This window comes from Streptococcus sp. CF8_St5-17 (genome assembly GCF_024295665.1).
In the GTDB taxonomy this organism is placed as follows: Bacteria; Bacillota; Bacilli; order Lactobacillales; family Streptococcaceae; genus Streptococcus.
In genome coordinates this window covers 16,440-33,760 of the sequence record NZ_JANCOU010000004.1, presented here as the reverse complement: position 1 = coordinate 33,760, position 17,321 = coordinate 16,440, and the positions used below count along the sequence as shown (strand labels likewise).

Genomic DNA, 17,321 nt, shown 5'->3' with positions numbered 1-17,321 from the left:
AAATTTATCTGATTTAAGATCCTTCTCACGAATAATAAAGTGAGGAGGATTTTTTATGTATAGTATTTCATTTCAGGAAGATTCGCTCTTACCAAGAGAAAGACTTGTTAGGGAAGGAGTAGAGGCTCTCAGCAATCAAGAATTACTAGCTATTTTGCTAAGAACAGGAACAAAACAGGCCAATGTTTTTGAAATAGCACAGAAGGTCTTAAATCAGTTAACATGTTTAACCGACCTAAAAAGAATGAGTCTACAGGAATTGCAGACTCTATCGGGTATTGGACATGTAAAGGCAATCGAATTACAAGCTGTTATCGAATTAGGCTACCGTATCCATAAAAGGGAAACAGTGGAAATGGAGAGCATTCTTAGCAGTCGTAAATTAGCTAAAAAGATGCAAGCTGAGCTTGGAGATAAAAAACAAGAGCACTTAGTGGCGCTCTATCTGAATTCACAAAATCAAATCATTCACCAGAAGACTATTTTTATAGGGTCTGCAACAAGAAGCATTGCTGAACCGAGAGAAATTCTCCACTATGCCCTAAAGCACATGGCAACATCTGTGATTCTGGTTCACAATCATCCATCAGGTGCAGTAGTTCCTAGCCCCAATGACGACCATGTTACCAAGCTTGTTAAAGAAGCCTGCGAGATAATGGGATTGGTCTTATTGGACCATCTAATTGTCTCACATTCAGATTATTTTAGTTACCGTGAGAAGACGGATATGATATAAAAAAACCTGCATCATATACAGGTTTCACAATTCATTGACAACATAGTCAAAAAGCGTTTTATCTTTGGGGCGATTTTCAAAGAGAAATTCTGGATGCCATTGAACACCGAGATAAGGGAAACCATCTGTACTTGTTACAGCCTCGATAATACCATCTTTAGGATCATGTGCTACAACCTGAAGATTAGGAGCTAAATCTTTGATGCTCTGATGGTGGAAAGAATTGATATGAGAGATTTCTCCATAAATTTCTCGAAGAACAGTATCTGGTTCGGTAACAAGCCGCTGAGTGGTGTATTCAGCGGAAGTATCTTGCCAATGATCTTCAATATCTTGATAAAGAGACCCGCCCATGGCTACGTTAAAAAGTTGAGTACCACGACAGACAGAAAAAATTGGTTTATTTTGCTTGATTGCTTCTTTAATGAGTGCTAACTCAAAAATATCACGTTGAAGGTGGTAGTCGTCGCTATCAATGGCTTTTGGCTCACCATAGTATTTAGGGTCAACGTTTTGTCCACCAGTTAGAATAAGTTTATCAATTAAACTAATGTAGTAACTGGCCATTTCTTCATCACCAATTGGTAGGATAATGGGGATACCTCCAGCTTCCTTAACTCCTTCAACAAAGCCTTTGGCAGCATAACTCATCATAAGATCATCATCTGGATGCGGGGTTTCATTTCCTGTAATCCCAATAACTGGTTTATTCATAAATATTTACACTTTCTAATCCTCTTTACGCATGAAATAGAGGAGGGTTTGAAGTTCGCTTGTAAGATCGACATACTGAACAACTACGTCTTTAGGAAGATGTAGGTGAACAGGAGAAAAACTAAGAATACCTTTGATACCGGCGTCGACTAATAGTTCTGCAACTTCTTGAGATTTAACACTAGGAACAGTAAGAATAGCAGTTTTAACATCACTATCCTTGATTTTGTCCTTTATTTGTGAGATTCCATAGATTGGAACACCATCAGGAGTTTGGGTACCAACCTCAGGATGATCATCTAGGTCAAAAGCCATGATGATTTTCATCTTGTTACGCTCATGAAAACGGTAGTGGAGGAGGGCATGCCCCATATTTCCGATACCTACCAACATAACATTAGTTATAGAATTATCATTTAAAAGATCAGCGAAAAAGTTCATGAGCTTTTTGACATCGTAGCCAAATCCACGACGTCCAAGTTCCCCAAAGTAAGAGAAATCACGGCGAACAGTGGCAGAATCAATTCCAATCGCTTCTGCAATTTGTTTTGAATTGGCTCTTTCAATTTTCTCAGCATTAAATCTTTTAAAAATACGGTAATAGAGAGAAAGTCTCTTTGCTGTTGCTTTAGGAATAGCAGACTGTTTTTCTTTCACAAAATCACAACCTTTCTATTTACTATTTTATAGAAAGTTTGTGAAAATTGCAACAATAACGAAAAAAAACTAAGAAAAAATCTTAGTTTATCTTAGTTTCGTGGTAAGTCCTTAAAAAGCGGTAGAGATTACCTAGAAGCCCTTGATAGATTTCAACTCCATTGTGAGTTAATGAAGTGATAAGAGTCGTATCAGGAAGGGTTACACAACCCGATAGAGAGAGCATGAGTGCTTCATAATCTTCATATTCTTGCACACGCTCTACTTGATAGGAGTCCTTGTAAGTTAATCGAAACATAACGACCTTTTATCTTTCACTTTTTGTAAATACGCCACGCTCAACAAGACTATCCATCAAGAAGTAGAATTTCTCTTGGTGGATATGAGTTTCTTCTGATTTGAAGATATCAACTAAACGTAGACCAAATTTATCAGTAATATTGATTTTTGCACCTGTTAAGTCTTTGTTAATGATAATCTTAAGTTGGAATCCATCTCCACTATTTGGTACTTTTTCAAGAAGACGTGTTAATTCATAGTTACCAACTTTAGTTTCAAAAAAAGTATTATCTTTAAGTGTAAATTTTTTAACAGTTGGGCTAAGTGTGTAATCGTAACGACAATTTTTTAGTTTAATCGTTTGTTCAAATGCCATTAAGTTTATCCTCCGATGATATTTTTAAGAGTTTTAGCAAGAGTTATCATTTCTTGTTCTGTATTTTGAGGTGAAATGCTGACGCGAACAGACTCGTGTAAGCGAGGCGAGTCTTCTCCATAAAAAGCCTGAAGAACATGACTAACCTGAACAATACCAGCGGTACATGCTGAACCTGTTGAAATAGAAATGCCTTCTAGATCCAGGCGAAGTAGTAGCAGATCATTTCGTTGTCCTGGGAAACCAATGTTGAGGACATAGGGAAGTTGCTCTTTACTTTGGTTTAGATAGTAGTTTAATCCATCCATTTCAGTTAGAAATGTTTCTTGTAACTTTTGAACTTTTTCAAAATTACTTTCTAAATGTTCAAGATCATCCTTAAGTGCCGCGACCATCCCTATAATTGCAGGAAGATTTTCTGTTCCTGCTCTTTTTTTCTGTTCTTGATCTCCACCGTGTAGATAAGAATCAAAATCTGTAGAAGAAGCGTATAGGAAACCTACGCCTTTGGGACCATAGAATTTATGTGCAGAAGCGCTAAGAAAATCAATTCCCAATTCTTCGGGAAGAATCTCTACTTTACCAATCGCCTGAACTGCATCAACATGATAAGAAGCTGGATGATTTTTTAAAACCTCACCAATTTCAGCAATCGGTAATAGAGTTCCTGTTTCATTGTTTGCAAACATAGTTGAAACTAGAATGGTATCTTCACGGAGTGCATTTTTGACTTGCTCTGCTGTGATTTCTTGATTTACAGGTTTCAAAATAGTTACTTCAAACCCGAAATTTTCAACCAAATATTCAATTGGTTCAAGAACTGCGTGATGCTCAATAGCAGTAGTAATGATGTGTTTCCCACGCCCTTGGTGGCGAAGGCAGTAGCCGATAATTGCAGTATTATTACTTTCTGTACCACCAGAGGTGAAGAAAACATGCTGTGGCTTTGTTCCTAGTAAACTCGCTAACTCTTGACGCGCTTCTCGTAATAATTTACCTGCTTGGCGTCCATGACTATGAATACTAGAAGGGTTCCCATATGTTTCTTGCATGACTTGAGTCATCGCTGAGATAGCTGCAGGTGACATTGGAGTCGTAGCAGCATTATCTAAATATATCAAAAACTCACCTAATTTCTATTTAAACTTAAATAGTGGACTAACTGGTTTTCTTTCATGAATACGAACCATGGCATCACCAATTAATTCGCTTGCAGTAATGTATTGTACGTTTTTAGGTTTTTTACTTTCTGTTACAACAGAATCTGTAACCAAGATTTCTTTGATATTAGCTGCATCAAGCAATTCTGCAGCGCCGTCAACGAATAGTCCGTGACTTGAAACTGCATAGATTTCAGTCGCTCCATCGCGTTCTAGGATTTTAGCAGCTTCAGAGAAAGTCCGGCCTGTATTTAGAATATCATCAATCAAGATTGCTTTCTTGCCTTCAACCTCACCGATAATATATCCTTGGCTACGTTCAGAATCATCTTGAGCATAGTCGATGATAGCAATCGGAGCATCAAGGTATTCAGCAAGGCTACGAGCACGTTTTACACCTGAGTTTTTAGGGCTGACAACAACCACATCTGAACCAGTCAAGCCTTTATCGCAGTAATGTTTTGCAAAAAGAGGAATTGTATAGAGGTTGTCAACAGGAATATCAAAGAAACCTTGAACCTGAACAGCGTGAAGATCAAGTGTCAATACACGACTAACTCCAGCTTTAACCAACATATTTGCAACAAGTTTAGCCGTAAGAGGTTCGCGAGAAGAAGCGATACGGTCTTGACGAGCATAACCAAAATAAGGCATGACAACATTGATTGTATTTGCACTAGCACGAACACAGGCATCAACAGTGATTAAAAGTTCCATCAAATGATTGCTAACAGGATAAGAAGTAGACTGGATGATATAAACATCATAGCCACGAACACTTTCTTCGATGTTAACTTGGATTTCACCATCTGAAAATTGACGTGATGATAATTTTCCAAGCGGAACACCTGCAGCATCCGCAATTTTTTGAGCAATTTCATGATTTGATGAAAGTGAAAAAAGCTTCATATTCTTTGTATCTGACATTGATAAACCGTCCTCTATAAACTATGTGAATCAGTAAAAGGAAACATTTTATTAACAACTGTAGTCCATTACAGATTCTATTATTTTTTATCTCTTATATTTTATCAAAAAAAGTTGATTATTTCAGTTATTTTTCATATTTTCTATAAATCGAACTAATTTTGAAGGTGCTTTCTTATATTCGATATCATTTGCCTGTAAAAACTCCTGAAAATCAAGACTTCCCTGGTCTCCATTTTCGACTTCCAACTCTAGTTCATAATCAACAACATCGAAGTAGCTACTTTGATCAAGTGCCATCAGTCCGATAGACGTCTCTTTCTCATAACGAACAGTAGTTAAACAACCTAAGACAACCCAGCCACTTGGTGAAACACCACGATTTGAAAGTTCTTCTAAAATCATTCCCTGAGGAAGTTTACATTCTTCTAAACATTTCTTTGCCTCTTCTAGAGTGAGAGCTTGATTGTATTCCATATTTCCAACTGTTTGTGGGATTTTTATGGTCAATTCGGCACTATTTTCAAATGTACGAATGCGAATAGCGATTTTATGCTGTCGAAGGTAAAAATCAGGCGTATCGAGGTAGTAATTTTTTTGTGTAATAGGAGTGACTTCTGAAAACTGAGCTAGCAAACGGTCATATTCTTCTTCACTGAGAAGTGTTTTCATTTCAATTTCTAAATGTTTCATTTTTACAACCTTTTCTTTATATTTGAAAGCGATTTATGGTATAATAAGCATTGTATTTATTGTATATGATTTTCATGAGAAAATCAAAAATTAGATAAATTAAACTGCATAGAGAATTGGACGTAAGAGTTATATGATTACAGAATGGGAAGAATTTTTAGATCCTTACATTCAAGCTGTCGGAGAATTGAAAATTAAACTCCGAGGTATCCGAAAACAATATCGAAAACAAAATAAACATTCTCCTATTGAGTTTGTCACGGGTCGGGTTAAACCGATTGAAAGTATCAAAGAAAAAATGGCACGCCGGGGTATTGGCTATGACACACTTGAACAGGATTTGCAAGACATTGCAGGTTTACGTGTCATGGTTCAATTCGTAGACGACGTAAACGAGGTTGTTTCTATCCTTCGTAAAAGACAGGATATGAGAGTTGTTCAAGAACGAGATTATATTACTCATCGAAAGGCATCGGGTTATCGTTCTTACCATGTGATTATTGAGTATACGGTTGATACGATTTACGGTGCGAAAACTATTCTAGTTGAGATTCAAATTCGTACCTTGGCTATGAACTTTTGGGCTACAATCGAGCATTCTCTCAATTATAAATATCAAGGAGATTTCCCAGAAGAAATCAAGGAACGACTTGAGATTACAGCCAGAATTTCACATCAGCTTGATGAAGAAATGAGTAAAATACGTGCTGATATCCAGGAAGCACAAGCGCTCTTTGATCCTTTGCACAGAAAGTTAAATGACGGGGTAGGAAACAGTGACGATACCGATGAAGAATACAGGTAAACGAATTGACCTAATTGCCAACCGTAAGCCTCAGAGTCAGAAAGTTCTATTCGAGTTAAAAGAACGATTAAAAAAGAATAATTTTATTCTGAACGATAAAAATCCAGATATCGTCGTCTCTATTGGTGGTGATGGCATGTTGTTATCTGCTTTTCATAAGTATGAAAACCAACTGGATAAGGTTCGTTTTGTTGGGGTTCATACGGGACATTTAGGTTTTTATACGGATTATCGTGATTTTGAGTTGGACCAATTGGTTACAAATTTACAGTTGGATAATGGAGCTCAAGTTTCTTATCCACTCCTAAGTGTTAAAATCTTTCTTGAAAACGGTGAAGTCAAGTCTTTCCGAGCACTAAACGAAGCTAGCATTCGTCGAGCGGATCGAACTATGGTTGCTGATGTCATTATTAACCATGTTCCCTTCGAACGTTTCCGTGGTGACGGCCTAACAGTTTCAACGCCGACTGGAAGTACAGCTTATAATAAATCACTTGGTGGAGCAGTACTGCATCCTACCATAGAAGCCCTTCAATTAGCTGAAATCGCCAGTTTGAACAATCGAATCTACCGAACACTTGGTTCATCAATTATTGTTCCTAAAAAAGACAAGATTGAATTGATACCAACTCGAAATGACTATCACACAATCTCAATCGATAATAGTATCTATTCTTTCCGAAATATTGAGAAAATAGAGTATCAGATTGATCACCACAAGATTCATTTTGTAGCCACACCAAGCCACACCAGTTTTTGGAATCGTGTTAAAGATGCCTTTATTGGCGAGGTGGACGAATGAGGTTTCAGTTTATTGCCGACGAACATGTCAAGGTCAAAACCTTTCTGAAAAAACATGAAGTTTCAAAAGGGTTACTTGCCAAGATTAAGTTTCGAGGTGGTGATATTCGAGTCAACGGGCATCCGCAGAATGCAACCTATCTCTTAGATATCGGAGATGAGGTCGTCATTGATATTCCGCCAGAGGAAGGATTCGAGACACTTGAAGCAATTGATTATCCTCTAGATATTCTATTCGAAGATGATCATTTCTTGATTATTAACAAACCCTCTGGAGTCGCTTCAATCCCTAGTGTCAATCATTCCAATACCATTGCCAACTTTATCAAAGGTTATTATGTAAAACAAAACTATGAGAATCAGCAGGTCCACATTGTGACGAGGCTTGATAGAGATACATCAGGTTTGATGCTTTTTGCTAAACACGGCTATGCGCATGCTAGGTTAGACAAGCAATTGCAAAGAAAGGCTATTGAAAAGCGGTATTACGCCCTAGTCAAGGGAGATGGTCATCTGGAACCTCAGGAAGAAATCATCGCTCCGATAGCCCGAGATGAAGATTCTATCATCACTCGACGAGTAGCAAAGGGTGGGAAATATGCCCATACGTCCTATCAAATCGTGGCATCTTATGGGAATATTCACTTAGTTGATATTCGTCTCCATACTGGGAGAACTCACCAGATTCGGGTTCATTTCTCTCATATTGGATTTCCATTGCTCGGAGATGACCTTTATGGTGGAAGTTTAGACCACGGCATAGAGCGTCAAGCGCTTCATTGTCATTACTTATCGTTCTATCATCCATTCTTAGAAGAACAGTTAGTGCTAGAATGCCCGCTGCCGGATGATTTCGAAACACTTATTACACAGTTATCAAATAATAATTTATCTTAAAAGGAGTCAAAACTCATGGAAGTTTTTGAAAGTTTGAAAGCCAACCTAGTTGGTAAAAATGCTCGCATCGTTCTACCTGAAGGTGAAGAACCACGTATCCTACAAGCAACGAAGCGTTTGGTTAAAGAAACAGAAGTTATCCCAGTTCTTCTAGGAAACCCTGACAAGATTAAAATCTATCTCGAAATCGAAGGAATTACAGAAGGTTACGAAGTCATCGATCCAGAACATTACCCACAATTTGAAGATATGGTCGCTTCACTCGTTGAACGTCGTAAAGGAAAAATGACTGAAGAAGAAGCGAGAGAAGTGCTCAGCAACGATGTAAACTATTTTGGTGTTATGTTAGTTTATATGGGCTTGGTTGATGGTATGGTTTCAGGTGCTATTCACTCTACAGCTTCAACAGTTCGTCCAGCTCTTCAAATTATCAAGACTCGTCCAAATGTTAGCCGTACATCAGGTGCCTTCCTTATGGTTCGTGGAACAGAACGATACCTTTTCGGTGACTGTGCTATCAACATCAACCCAGATGCTGATGCTCTAGCTGAAATTGCGATTAACTCAGCTATCACAGCTAAGATGTTTGGTATCGAACCTAAAATTGCTATGCTTAGCTATTCAACTAAAGGTTCAGGTTTTGGTGAAAGTGTTGATAAGGTTGTTGAAGCAACAAAAATCGCTCATGAGCTTCGTCCAGACCTTGAAATTGATGGGGAATTGCAATTTGATGCTGCCTTCGTTCCAGAAACTGCAGCTCTTAAAGCACCAGGAAGTAATGTAGCTGGACAAGCTAATGTCTTTATCTTCCCAGGTATTGAAGCTGGTAACATTGGTTACAAGATGGCAGAGCGTCTTGGCGGATTTGCTGCAGTTGGACCTGTATTGCAAGGACTTAACAAACCTGTAAATGACCTTTCTCGCGGATGTAACTCTGACGATGTTTATAAACTAACTCTAATCACAGCAGCTCAAGCTGTTCATCAATAAGAATTTTATCCCTCTTTTCCTCTTGGTAAAGGGGGATTTCCCTTTTATTGAGATATCATTCAACTGCAAAAATAGCCAAAATATGGTAAAATAGTCAGTAATCATCTTTGTTTTATAGAATAAGTTTGTATGAAGAAAAGGAAATAAAATGGCAACTATTCAATGGTTTCCTGGACATATGTCTAAGGCGCGTCGTCAAGTTCAGGAAAATTTAAAATTTGTTGATTTTGTGACGGTTTTAGTTGATGCACGTTTGCCCTTGTCTAGTCAAAATCCGATGCTGACTAAAATCATCGGAGATAAGCCAAGACTATTAATTTTGAACAAGGCAGACCTTGCAGATCCAGTATTAACAAAAGAATGGCGTCAACATTTTGAATCACAAGGCATTCAAACACTGGCCATTAATTCTAAAGAACAAATTACTGTAAAAGTCGTAACGGATGCCGCCAAGAAACTTATGGCAGATAAGATAGCTCGTCAAAAGGAACGTGGGATTCAAATTGAAACCTTACGCACCATGATTATCGGGATTCCAAACGCTGGTAAATCAACGCTGATGAACCGTTTGGCAGGTAAGAAAATTGCTGTAGTTGGTAATAAACCTGGTGTGACAAAAGGCCAACAATGGCTCAAAACAAATAAAGATTTGGAAATCTTGGATACTCCAGGGATTCTATGGCCAAAATTTGAAGATGAAACCGTAGCACTCAAACTTGCGCTTACGGGAGCAATCAAGGATCAGTTACTTCCAATGGATGAGGTAACGATTTTCGGTCTCAATTACTTTAAAACGCATTATCCTGAAAAGCTTCAAGAACGTTTCAAACAAATGAATCTGGACGATGAAGCTCCTGAAATTATTATGGATATGACACGTATCCTTGGTTTTCGTGATGATTACGACCGTTTTTACAACCTCTTTGTCAAAGAAGTTCGTGATGGAAAACTTGGTAACTATACCTTAGATACATTGGATGATCTTAATGGCAACGATTAAAGAAATCAAAGAAGAATTAGCAAAGATAACTGATCTTGAAAGTCCTTTGTTTAAGGAATTTGAAAAAGATTCTCGTTCAGGTGTCCAAAAAGAAATTGAAAAGCGGAAAAAAGCCCTTCAAGCAGAAATTGATGAAAATCTTCGCTTAGAAGCCATGCTTCGCTATGAAAAAGATCTATATAGTAAAGGGATATCTCTAATTGCAGGTGTAGATGAGGTTGGACGTGGTCCGCTAGCTGGTCCAGTGGTGGCTGCTGCAGTGATTTTACCTCAAAATTGTAAAATTAAAGGCTTGAATGACAGTAAAAAGATTCCCAAGAAAAAACATGAAGAGATTTTTCAGGCCGTTAAGGACAATGCACTAGCAATCGGTATTGGAATTATGGACAATCAAGTCATTGATCAAGTCAATATCTACGAAGCGACGAAACTAGCCATGAAGGAAGCTATCTCTCAACTTGAACCTCAACCAGAGCACCTCTTGATTGATGCTATGAAGTTGGACTTGCCGATTTCTCAGACATCCATCATCAAAGGAGATGCGAATTCCTTATCTATTGCAGCAGCATCGATTATAGCTAAAGTTACCAGAGATAAGATCATGGCTAACTATGACGAAGAATTTCCAGGCTATGATTTTGCTCAAAATGCTGGCTATGGAACTGCTAAGCATCTCGTAGGAATTGAAAAGCACGGTGTCACACCTATTCATCGCACCAGTTTTGAACCGATTAAAACGATCGTTTCAGAAACTAGTAAAAGATAATTAAAGGAGAGAATTATGGAGGAACAATCGGAAATACTTAGTTCCAAGAAAGAATTTGCCTTCGCGTCCAGTACGATCTTAGCTCAAGTAGGGCGAGGTATTATTGTCGGATTAGTCGTAGGAATTATTGTCGGATCATTTCGATTTTTGATCGAAAAAGGCTTTCATATCGTTCAAGGATTTTATCAAGACCAAGTGAATCTGATACGGAATCTATTGATTATTTTATTGTTTTATATCCTCATTTGCTTACTTAGTGCCAAATTAACACGTTCAGAAAAAGATATCAAAGGTTCTGGTATTCCTCAAGTTGAAGCCGAGTTAAAAGGTCTCATGTCTCTCAACTGGTGGAGTGTCCTCTGGAAGAAATATATTCTTGGTATTTTAGCAATTGCTAGTGGACTCATGTTAGGGCGTGAAGGTCCCAGTATTCAGCTAGGTGCCGCTGGAGGAAAAGGAATTGCCAAATGGCTCAAGTCTAGCCCTGTTGAGGAGCGTTCTTTGATTGCTAGCGGAGCTGCGGCTGGTCTTGCTGCAGCCTTTAATGCACCGATTGCGGGGTTATTATTTGTAGTAGAAGAAGTGTATCACCATTTTTCACGATTCTTCTGGGTTTCTACCTTGGCTGCTAGTCTAGTAGCAAACTTCGTTTCCCTTCTCATCTTTGGCTTAACACCTGTTTTGGATATGCCGGATGACATCCCTCTCATGAGTTTGAGTCAATATTGGATTTATCTTGTTATGGGGATTTTTCTTGGACTCTCAGGTTTCCTTTATGAAAAAGCCGTTCTGAATGTCGGAAAAGTCTATGATTGGATTGGCCAAAAGGTTCACATTAATAAAGCTTATCATCCAATTTTTGCTTTTATCCTAATCATTCCAGTAGGAATATTTCTACCACAAATACTTGGTGGGGGCAATCAGGTTGTCTTATCCTTAACAGAACAAGATTATAGTTTTCAAATTCTCTTAATTTACTTTATCATTCGCTTTATCTGGAGCATGATCAGTTACGGAAGTGGACTGCCAGGTGGTATTTTCTTACCGATTTTAGCTTTAGGATCCTTACTTGGTGCCCTAGTAGGCGTTATTTGTGTCAATCTTGGCCTTGTTACCCAACAGCAATTTCCTATATTTGTAATTCTTGGAATGAGCGGTTATTTTGGGGCTATCTCAAAAGCACCTTTGACAGCTATGATACTTGTGACTGAAATGGTTGGTGACATCCGAAATCTCATGCCTTTAGGCATGGTGACCCTAGTTGCCTATATTGTCATGGATATGCTCAAAGGAGCACCTGTTTACGAAGCCATGCTAGAAAAAATGCTACCTGAATCAGCAACTGATGATGGAGAAGTTACACTGATAGAAATCCCGGTTTCTGATAAGATAGCTGGTAAGCAGGTACATGAACTCAATTTACCACATAATGTACTTATCACAACCCAGGTACATAACGGTAAAAGTAAGACAGTTAATGGTTCTACAAGGATGTATCTAGGTGATATGATCCATCTCGTGATTCCAAAAAGTGAAATTGGAAAAGTGAAAGATTTGCTTTTATAGAAGTATTGATTTACATAATTTTTATTACGAAAAGTTATAATATATTTTGAAAGGTTTTCTATGAAAAAAAATAAGGCAATTTTGGTATATTTGCTAGGAACATTTATCCAATTAGTATCAGTTTGTCTAGTTTTCTTTCTATTGAATCGTTATTCTGTTCAGTCTAATGTATTAACTATTTCAGGAATCATTCTAGGTGGAATTTCTTCAGCTCTTTGGGGAATAATTGTTGCTAATCGATATTTTCATATTCATTTTAAGAAGATTTTAAAAGATTTTTTTAACATTCATACTAGTTATAAACACTATTTATTATCTTTCTTCCTAATTATATTTGATTTTTCTTTCATATTGTTTGGTGGGAAAATGTTAGAATTTAACTGGTATCTCCCTTTTTTGATGTTCTTCAAATTTATTTTATTTGGAGGAATAGAAGAGATTGGATGGCGATATGTATTTCAACCAATTTTACAAGAAAATTTGCCGTATTTCCTCTCAACAATCTTAACCTTTTTTAGTTGGGCTATTTGGCATCTGTTGTACTTTTACATAGATGGTTCTCTGGCAATATTACAATTGACGCCGTTTTTATTTGGATTACTGACAAATTCTTTCATACTATCAGCACTTTATATTAAAACAAACAATCTCTGGATTTGTGTAATGACTCATTCAATTATTAATGTCTTGTCTCAACTAACCATAGATACTAATCAATACGAAACTTTCTTGATAAAAATCTTCGTCATCTTAGTTTCGTGCTATATGGTAATGAATAAAAAAGAAGAATATAGTCGTAACTGATTGTATTGGTAAACTTTTCATTTTAATAAAATGAAATATAAAACTCCAAAACCAAATCAAATATGATTTGGTTTTTATGATAATAAGAATCAAATTTTACTTGAATTACATTTATTAGAGTTGAAGATGACGAAGGAACATTTAGCAAAAAGTATAAAAAATTTTAATCATAATAAATTAATTAAAAGAATACTAAAAAAATTTTTGGTTACAAACTATACACTAGCAAAACTAAAAGTTTATGTACAATTGACTTAACGTGAGCTAAACTATTGATACAACTGAATTAGAATCATAAAAATCATAAAGTACATTCTTTAAGGAGTGTACTTTATTTTTATTTTGTACATTATTTTGAAGTGTTATTTTGTATATTTTCTAGTTCATCACATCATCTGATTTAAGGAATTGATTTGTACATTTTTACTCTAATAGGTGCAGAAGAAGTAGTGGTTCAATTGTACATTTTTGTCTACTCATTTAAGGTCTTATTGATAGTAAGATATAGATTTTTACTCGTGGTGCTAGTTAATCTCAAAGTATATCAGATTATTAGTCAGTATAATTTGCTCCATTCTCAACTGCAATCCTGTTAAGCCTCTAGCTAGTGTTTGTTCGACATCAAAAAAAGTACAAAGTTCTGAAAATCGAGTTTCAATAATCCGTCTCATAGCCATTAGTTTCCAATGATTATGTTGTTTAGCTCTTGCCATAGATGGTAACCTTTCTGTTTCAACTGTTCTCTAAGTTTATAGCTAAGATAAGCTAAATCAGCTAAAACATAGGGTTGAGAACAATTTTCTAGTAAGTCATCAACTGCCTTGACCGTCGATTAAACCGACTTCTTTCAAGGAGACACCCACAAGGATTCTTGTTTAGAAGCACCGAATCAATCAAGAAGGATCACCCAGAGGTTCCAGCATTTGAAGAATATGACGAGCTACTTGAAGCAATCAAAAAATCCCTATAAAGGGATTTTTTTATACCTATAATACCTTGTGCAAAATAGTCGTATATATCAAAATCAGAGTCACGTTACCTACTATTAGACCAAAAGTCGCAAGCAAGGTATTTGCTGTACCCGGCTTAAAATCTGCACTAATCAAATATGGCCAAAAGCATATCATTGGGAAAACGGCTATTAACACGCATACATAGGTAGGAAAGCTTGTCCAAAGAAAGCGTGTCGTCTCTAACCAGTGCCCCCATGAAGGTATCATTATTTTGCTTATAGTGAAAAGTATGCATATAAGGTGGACCACTAGAAGATAAATAGCATACTTTGTCTTGCTCAGTATTTTTTTCTTTTTCATTTTATCTAACTATCCTTGCTAATTATTCTCTCGTTCACCTGCAATATGAACTTTAAAACTAAAATTAACTATATTATTATTCGAATCAAGGTCTAAATTCATAAAATAATGATTCCAAAAGAATTCATTGTTACCTGCTCCCCACTGCACACCGTAATGTCCCAAATATTCACCTCTCGGATTGCTTGGAGTCAGCCATATTTTTTTACCAAATACTTCCTTAAACTTATTTTCATCAAGCTTCTCTAGCAAATCTATACCATCTATATTATATGAGATTCCATATTCTTTAGCAGCAGCTGTGCATTCAGAATCGAAGCAAACCTGCGTAACTACACAGTCCTTCAGTTCCTCATACCTCTTTTTATGCCCGTAAACACCTATGCAGCCAACTACTACATTCTTCTTTACAAGAAGATAAGTCGATCGTGTGACTGCAGAGTCATATGACTTAAATCCGCTTGGCACTGTTACACCGGAACCTTGGTATTTATAATAGCTTCCCGATGTCAAAAGCTCATTATAATTAGGATAATCATGTCTACCATTTGACACATAGATTTCAAACCCCTGGTCTATCAAATCCGAAATCTTAGTCTCTGTAAGATGAATTTCAGTTCTGTCAATTTTAAGTGGAGGTGCGTTATCAGGTAGACCTATAATTATATATACAAACATCAAAAACACGAATATCATAAGAACTGCAACGATACCTATCCAAGATTTCCCGGTTCTCTTTCGTGCATTGAAAAGCGCCATTATAGAAGGCGTGATTATAGCAGCACCAATTGGCGCCGCCCCATGACGGAACATGCCCATGACCTTAAAGGCAATTACAGCGCTAATTAGTATTAAAACTATGTGCACTGCATACTCTCCTACGCTTAGCTTACTCGTCCTAGTCTGATTATTTGCTGGGGCATCGTACACTGGAACACCGTTCTCAAAGGTGTTCTTCATTCTAAAACGCAGCCAAAACAATATTCCAATAAACACAACTGCCAAGAACACTAGCAACCCAATAAAAACTAATCTTTCCATCTGTAACCTTTTCTCTGACCTAATTATCGTTCATCAAAATTCATATCTAGTCTACCACATTTTGAAATTGTTTTACAATATTTACATACTTGTGCACGAATCAAAAAGTTTTAAAAGGATTTAACGACTTAGCAACGACACAACAAACTCTAATGCATGAGTGGGATTATTTAAATAACCTCCTAATAGCAAATCCAACTGAAATAACTGAATTAAGTAATACTAATGTATGGTGGATATGTAAAGAAAACTCAAATCATCGATACAAACTTAAAATTAATGAAAAAATTAAGTATAAAAAGCGCTCATTAATAAGTTGCCCAATTTGCAAAGGTTTAAGAAGAAAACAGGAGCATTTTGTTAGATTAAAGATATACTAGAGAATACTAAAATAAAACAAAGTAAAAACACTCTAAAGTTCATTAAATTGATTATAGAGTGTTTTTTGTTGTCAAAATGTACATTTTAAAAATTTTTAGTTTTCACTTAAATAAAGTACATTTTCGTCTGAATTGAGAGTAGTCAAAATTTTCAGTGTTCACTTAAATAAAGTACATAATTAAGAATAATTAGCTCTAAAAAAATTTTTGGTTATACTAGCAAAGATTTAGATATTGCATATATCCCCTATAACATCTTTCCGAAAAACTATAATTTTCTTGAAAAATATATCTAGCTATGCTATACTACTAGTATAGAAAGATTTGGAGAAAAAGATGAAACGTGAAATATTATTAGAACGGATTGATAAACTTAAACAAGTCATGCCCTGGTATGTTCTGGAATACTATCAATCAAAACTAGCTGTTCCATACAGTTTTACGACCTTGTACGAATACTTAAAGGAATACGATCGATTTTTTACCTGGGTCTTGGAATCTGGTATATCGGATGCTGATACTATGGCAAATATTCCTTTGGATGTTCTTGAGAACATGACCAAGAAAGACATGGAATCTTTTATTCTTTACTTACGTGAACGTCCTTTACTCAATGCTAATACGACAAAGAATGGTGTCTCCCAAACAACTATTAACCGAACTTTATCAGCACTTTCTAGCCTTTATAAGTATTTGACTGAGGAGGTTGAAAACGAGCAAGGGGAACCTTATTTCTACCGCAATGTTATGAAGAAAGTTGCTACCAAGAAAAAGAAAGAAACTTTGGCTGCTCGAGCCGAAAATATCAAGCAAAAGCTCTTTTTAGGCGATGAAACAGAGGGTTTTTTGAATTATATCGATGAGGAATACCCCAAAACTCTCTCAAATCGTGCCCTATCCTCTTTTAATAAGAATAAAGAGCGAGATTTGGCAATTATTGCACTCCTTCTTGCCTCTGGTGTACGTCTCTCTGAGGCAGTAAATCTGGATCTTCGAGACCTTAATCTCAAGATGATGGTGATTGATGTAACTCGAAAAGGTGGAAAACGAGACTCGGTCAATGTTGCTGCCTTTGCTAAACCTTATTTAGAGCAATATCTCGCTATTCGAGACAAACGTTATAAGACAGAAAAGACTGATACAGCTCTCTTTCTAACTTTATATAGAGGTGTTCCAAACCGTATTGACGCTTCTAGTGTCGAAAAGATGGTAGCCAAGTATTCAGAAGACTTCAAAGTACGCGTAACACCCCATAAACTGCGTCATACACTAGCAACTCGTCTCTATGATGCGACCAAATCACAGGTTCTGGTCAGTCACCAGCTAGGACATGCTAGCACACAAGTTACCGACTTGTATACCCATATCGTTAATGATGAGCAGAAAAATGCCTTGGATAGTTTATAATAATACATA

At 36.6% G+C, this 17,321-nt stretch carries 19 protein-coding genes and 1 pseudogene; 11 read left to right on the top strand and 9 right to left on the bottom strand.

Annotation, left to right across the window (positions count from 1 at the left end):
- Window positions 1-55: 55 nt before the first annotated feature.
- The gene (gene radC, locus NMM19_RS04585; protein ID WP_254730209.1) at window positions 56-736 is read left to right on the top strand and encodes a DNA repair protein RadC; all 681 of its coding nucleotides are present in this window, start codon (window positions 56-58) and stop codon (window positions 734-736) included.
- Window positions 737-760: 24 nt separating this feature from the next.
- Here the strand turns inward: radC and NMM19_RS04580 are convergent, their stop codons facing one another.
- The 7 genes from NMM19_RS04580 to NMM19_RS04550 form a co-directional block, all read right to left on the bottom strand.
- Window positions 761-1,450 (bottom strand): gamma-glutamyl-gamma-aminobutyrate hydrolase family protein, encoded by a 690-nt coding sequence (locus tag NMM19_RS04580; RefSeq protein WP_254730206.1) that lies wholly within the window; start codon window positions 1,448-1,450, stop codon window positions 761-763.
- Between the two features lie 15 nt (window positions 1,451-1,465).
- Window positions 1,466-2,107, bottom strand: coding sequence for a redox-sensing transcriptional repressor Rex (locus NMM19_RS04575; protein ID WP_254730203.1), 642 nt, complete (start codon window positions 2,105-2,107; stop codon window positions 1,466-1,468).
- An 82-nt stretch (window positions 2,108-2,189) separates the two neighbouring features.
- Window positions 2,190-2,405, bottom strand: a complete 216-nt coding sequence (locus tag NMM19_RS04570) for a DUF4649 family protein (RefSeq protein ID WP_254730200.1) — start codon at window positions 2,403-2,405, stop codon at window positions 2,190-2,192.
- Between the two features lie 9 nt (window positions 2,406-2,414).
- Window positions 2,415-2,762, bottom strand: a complete 348-nt coding sequence (locus tag NMM19_RS04565) for a DUF1831 domain-containing protein (RefSeq protein ID WP_254730197.1) — start codon at window positions 2,760-2,762, stop codon at window positions 2,415-2,417.
- Window positions 2,763-2,767: 5 nt separating this feature from the next.
- Window positions 2,768-3,883: a cysteine desulfurase family protein gene (locus tag NMM19_RS04560; protein ID WP_254730194.1), complete on the bottom strand. Its 1,116-nt coding sequence runs from the start codon at window positions 3,881-3,883 to the stop codon at window positions 2,768-2,770.
- 15 nt (window positions 3,884-3,898) lie between these two features.
- Entirely contained in the window at window positions 3,899-4,849 is a 951-nt protein-coding gene (locus tag NMM19_RS04555) for a ribose-phosphate diphosphokinase (RefSeq protein WP_016465844.1), read from the bottom strand.
- 123 nt (window positions 4,850-4,972) lie between these two features.
- Entirely contained in the window at window positions 4,973-5,542 is a 570-nt protein-coding gene (locus NMM19_RS04550) for a CYTH domain-containing protein (protein WP_178895017.1), read from the bottom strand.
- A gap of 133 nt (window positions 5,543-5,675) precedes the next feature.
- On the opposite strand from NMM19_RS04550, the gene NMM19_RS04545 reads away from it, so the two are divergent.
- The 8 genes from NMM19_RS04545 (at window position 5,676) to NMM19_RS04510 (ending at window position 13,171) form a co-directional block, all read left to right on the top strand.
- Window positions 5,676-6,347, top strand: a complete 672-nt coding sequence (locus NMM19_RS04545; RefSeq protein ID WP_178895016.1) for a GTP pyrophosphokinase family protein — start codon at window positions 5,676-5,678, stop codon at window positions 6,345-6,347.
- The gene (locus NMM19_RS04540) at window positions 6,331-7,149 is read left to right on the top strand and encodes an NAD kinase (RefSeq protein ID WP_004252947.1); all 819 of its coding nucleotides are present in this window, start codon (window positions 6,331-6,333) and stop codon (window positions 7,147-7,149) included. The genes NMM19_RS04545 and NMM19_RS04540 overlap by 17 nt, the downstream gene beginning before the upstream one ends.
- Window positions 7,146-8,045, top strand: a complete 900-nt coding sequence (locus NMM19_RS04535) for an RluA family pseudouridine synthase (RefSeq protein WP_178895015.1) — start codon at window positions 7,146-7,148, stop codon at window positions 8,043-8,045. The genes NMM19_RS04540 and NMM19_RS04535 overlap by 4 nt, the downstream gene beginning before the upstream one ends.
- Window positions 8,046-8,060: 15 nt before the next feature.
- A complete protein-coding gene (pta, locus tag NMM19_RS04530) occupies window positions 8,061-9,035 on the top strand; it encodes a phosphate acetyltransferase (RefSeq protein ID WP_178895014.1) in 975 nt (324 codons plus the stop codon).
- A 148-nt stretch (window positions 9,036-9,183) separates the two neighbouring features.
- Window positions 9,184-10,035 (top strand): ribosome biogenesis GTPase YlqF, encoded by an 852-nt coding sequence (gene ylqF, locus NMM19_RS04525; protein WP_036754008.1) that lies wholly within the window; start codon window positions 9,184-9,186, stop codon window positions 10,033-10,035.
- A complete protein-coding gene (locus NMM19_RS04520; RefSeq protein ID WP_178895013.1) occupies window positions 10,022-10,801 on the top strand; it encodes a ribonuclease HII in 780 nt (259 codons plus the stop codon). The genes ylqF and NMM19_RS04520 overlap by 14 nt, the downstream gene beginning before the upstream one ends.
- A 15-nt stretch (window positions 10,802-10,816) precedes the next feature.
- Window positions 10,817-12,367, top strand: coding sequence for a ClC family H(+)/Cl(-) exchange transporter (locus NMM19_RS04515; RefSeq protein WP_178895012.1), 1,551 nt, complete (start codon window positions 10,817-10,819; stop codon window positions 12,365-12,367).
- 60 nt (window positions 12,368-12,427) lie between these two features.
- The gene (locus NMM19_RS04510) at window positions 12,428-13,171 is read left to right on the top strand and encodes a CPBP family intramembrane glutamic endopeptidase (protein ID WP_254730191.1); all 744 of its coding nucleotides are present in this window, start codon (window positions 12,428-12,430) and stop codon (window positions 13,169-13,171) included.
- Between the two features lie 524 nt (window positions 13,172-13,695).
- On the opposite strand, the pseudogene NMM19_RS04505 reads toward NMM19_RS04510, so the two are convergent.
- Window positions 13,696-13,997, bottom strand: a pseudogene (locus tag NMM19_RS04505) (transposase); the annotation flags it as partial.
- A 505-nt stretch (window positions 13,998-14,502) separates the two neighbouring features.
- Window positions 14,503-15,525 carry a hypothetical protein gene (locus NMM19_RS04500; protein WP_178895010.1) on the bottom strand — a complete coding sequence of 341 codons (1,023 nt, stop codon included), beginning with the start codon at window positions 15,523-15,525 and terminating at the stop codon, window positions 14,503-14,505.
- Window positions 15,526-15,677: 152 nt separating this feature from the next.
- Here NMM19_RS04500 and NMM19_RS04495 point away from each other — a divergent pair, with 152 nt between their 5' ends.
- Together NMM19_RS04495 and xerS are read left to right on the top strand one after the other, a co-directional pair.
- Window positions 15,678-15,905 carry a zinc-ribbon domain-containing protein gene (locus NMM19_RS04495; protein WP_178895009.1) on the top strand — a complete coding sequence of 76 codons (228 nt, stop codon included), beginning with the start codon at window positions 15,678-15,680 and terminating at the stop codon, window positions 15,903-15,905.
- 336 nt (window positions 15,906-16,241) lie between these two features.
- A complete protein-coding gene (gene xerS / locus NMM19_RS04490) occupies window positions 16,242-17,312 on the top strand; it encodes a tyrosine recombinase XerS (RefSeq protein WP_049509685.1) in 1,071 nt (356 codons plus the stop codon).
- Window positions 17,313-17,321: the final 9 nt, after the last annotated feature.

What these genes read in the sequence shown, in the direction of transcription:
- radC (WP_254730209.1), top strand. Translation starts at nt 56, where the DNA reads ATGTATAGTATTTCATTTCAGGAAGATTCGCTCTTACCAAGAGAAAGA.
- NMM19_RS04580 (WP_254730206.1), bottom strand. Translation starts at nt 1,450, where the DNA reads ATGAATAAACCAGTTATTGGGATTACAGGAAATGAAACCCCGCATCCA.
- NMM19_RS04570 (WP_254730200.1), bottom strand. Translation starts at nt 2,405, where the DNA reads ATGTTTCGATTAACTTACAAGGACTCCTATCAAGTAGAGCGTGTGCAA.
- NMM19_RS04565 (WP_254730197.1), bottom strand. Translation starts at nt 2,762, where the DNA reads ATGGCATTTGAACAAACGATTAAACTAAAAAATTGTCGTTACGATTAC.
- NMM19_RS04555 (WP_016465844.1), bottom strand. Translation starts at nt 4,849, where the DNA reads ATGTCAGATACAAAGAATATGAAGCTTTTTTCACTTTCATCAAATCAT.
- NMM19_RS04550 (WP_178895017.1), bottom strand. Translation starts at nt 5,542, where the DNA reads ATGAAACATTTAGAAATTGAAATGAAAACACTTCTCAGTGAAGAAGAA.
- NMM19_RS04545 (WP_178895016.1), top strand. Translation starts at nt 5,676, where the DNA reads ATGATTACAGAATGGGAAGAATTTTTAGATCCTTACATTCAAGCTGTC.
- NMM19_RS04540 (WP_004252947.1), top strand. Translation starts at nt 6,331, where the DNA reads ATGAAGAATACAGGTAAACGAATTGACCTAATTGCCAACCGTAAGCCT.
- NMM19_RS04535 (WP_178895015.1), top strand. Translation starts at nt 7,146, where the DNA reads ATGAGGTTTCAGTTTATTGCCGACGAACATGTCAAGGTCAAAACCTTT.
- pta (WP_178895014.1), top strand. Translation starts at nt 8,061, where the DNA reads ATGGAAGTTTTTGAAAGTTTGAAAGCCAACCTAGTTGGTAAAAATGCT.
- ylqF (WP_036754008.1), top strand. Translation starts at nt 9,184, where the DNA reads ATGGCAACTATTCAATGGTTTCCTGGACATATGTCTAAGGCGCGTCGT.
- NMM19_RS04520 (WP_178895013.1), top strand. Translation starts at nt 10,022, where the DNA reads ATGGCAACGATTAAAGAAATCAAAGAAGAATTAGCAAAGATAACTGAT.
- NMM19_RS04515 (WP_178895012.1), top strand. Translation starts at nt 10,817, where the DNA reads ATGGAGGAACAATCGGAAATACTTAGTTCCAAGAAAGAATTTGCCTTC.
- NMM19_RS04510 (WP_254730191.1), top strand. Translation starts at nt 12,428, where the DNA reads ATGAAAAAAAATAAGGCAATTTTGGTATATTTGCTAGGAACATTTATC.
- NMM19_RS04500 (WP_178895010.1), bottom strand. Translation starts at nt 15,525, where the DNA reads ATGGAAAGATTAGTTTTTATTGGGTTGCTAGTGTTCTTGGCAGTTGTG.
- NMM19_RS04495 (WP_178895009.1), top strand. Translation starts at nt 15,678, where the DNA reads ATGCATGAGTGGGATTATTTAAATAACCTCCTAATAGCAAATCCAACT.
- xerS (WP_049509685.1), top strand. Translation starts at nt 16,242, where the DNA reads ATGAAACGTGAAATATTATTAGAACGGATTGATAAACTTAAACAAGTC.